Source organism: Massilia orientalis (genome assembly GCF_030411975.2).
Taxonomy (GTDB): domain Bacteria; phylum Pseudomonadota; class Gammaproteobacteria; order Burkholderiales; family Burkholderiaceae_D; genus Telluria; species Telluria orientalis.
This window is the reverse complement of record NZ_JASNRB020000070.1, coordinates 1-1,868: the sequence shown is the minus strand read 5'-3', so window position 1 is coordinate 1,868 and position 1,868 is coordinate 1. Positions and strand designations below refer to the sequence as shown.

1 protein-coding gene is annotated in these 1,868 nt (G+C 67.0%); it reads left to right on the top strand.

The features are described from left to right. Positions 1–1,868 (top strand): beta strand repeat-containing protein (locus tag QPK29_RS33375; RefSeq protein ID WP_400189960.1); only part of this gene is annotated, 1,868 nt, incomplete at both ends.

Genomic DNA, 1,868 nt, shown 5'->3' with positions numbered 1-1,868 from the left:
TTCGACATCGTCGCCACGAACAACGGCGCCGAAGTGCGCTCGCTGTCCGGCTCAGGTGCCGTGCTGCTCGGCGGCCAAACTCTAACGCTGACCGACGCCGGTAATACGTTCGCCGGCATCATCCACGGTTCGGGCGGGCTGACGATCGCGGGCGGTATCGAAACCCTGAGCGGTACCAATACCTATTCAGGCGCCACATCGATCGATCAGGGCGGCGCGCTGGCGCTGTCCGGCTCGGGCAGCGTCGCGCTGTCCAGCGGCGTCGCTAACAATGGCGTGTTCGACATCGTGGCCACGAACAACGGCGCCGAAGTGCGTTCGCTGTCCGGCTCCGGTGCCGTGCTGCTCGGCGGCCAAACCCTGACGCTGACGGATGCCGGCGATACGTTCGCCGGCAGCATCCACGGTTCGGGCGGCTTGACAATCGCGGGCGGCAGCGAAACGCTGACTGGTACCAATACCTATACCGGGGCCACCTCGATCGACCAGGGCGGCGCGCTGGCGCTGTCCGGTTCGGGCAGCATCGCGCTGTCCAGTGGCGTGGCCAACAACGGCGTGTTCGACATCGCCGCCACGAACAACGGCGCCCAAGTGAGCTCGCTATCTGGCTCGGGTGCCGTGCTGCTGGGCGGCCAGACTCTGACGCTGACCAATGCCGGCGATACGTTCGCCGGCAGTATCCACGGTTCGGGCGGCCTGGCGATCGCGGCCGGCACCGAAACCTTGACGGGCGTGAATACGCACACCGGCACCACGGCGGTATCGCAAGGCGCGGCATTGGTCCTGGCCGGCAACGGCAGCATCGGCAACAGCCGCGTGCAGACCGATGGCACGTTGGACGTATCGGCCAGCACGGGCGGCGCGGCGGTCCAGAGCCTCGGCGGCTCCGGCGCCGTGCTGCTGGGCGGCCAAACGCTGACACTGACGGATGCTGGCGATACGTTCGCCGGCAGCATCCACGGCTCGGGCGGTCTGACAATCGCGGGCGGTACCGAAACCCTGAGCGGTACCAATACCTATACCGGCGCCACGTCGATCGACCAGGGCGGCGCACTGGCGCTGTCCGGATCGGGCGGCATCGCGCTGTCCAGCGGTGTAGCAAATAACGGCGTGCTCGACATCGTCGCCACGAACAACGGCGCCGAAGTGCGCTCGCTGTCCGGCTCAGGTGCCGTGCTGCTCGGCGGCCAAACCCTGACGCTGACGGATGCCGGCGATACGTTTGCGGGCAGTATCCACGGGTCGGGCGGTCTGACAATCGCGGGCGGTATCGAAACTCTTACTGGTACCAATACCTATACCGGCACCACCTTGATCGACCAGGGCGGCGGCCTCGCGTTGGCGGGTTCGGGCAGTATCGCGCCGTCCAGCGGTGTAGCCAACAACGGCGTGTTCGACATCACGGCCACGAACAACGGCGCCGAAGTGCGCTCGCTGTCCGGCTCAGGTGCCGTGCTGCTCGGCGGCCAAACCCTGACGCTGACGGATGCCGGCGATACGTTTGCGGGCAGTATCCACGGGTCGGGCGGTCTGACAATCGCGGGCGGTATCGAAACTCTTACTGGTACCAATACCTATACCGGCACCACCTTGATCGACCAGGGCGGCGGCCTCGCGTTGGCGGGTTCGGGCAGTATCGCGCCGTCCAGCGGTGTAGCCAACAACGGCGTGTTCGACATCACGGCCACGAACAACGGCGCCGAAGTGCGCTCGCTGTCCGGCTCCGGTGCCGTGCTGCTCGGCGGCCAGACGTTGACGTTGACCGATGCGCAGGACGTATTCGCCGGCAGCATCCACGGCTCGGGCGGCCTGGCGATCGCGGCCGGCACCGAAACCCTGACGGGCGTGAATACGCACACCGGCGCCAC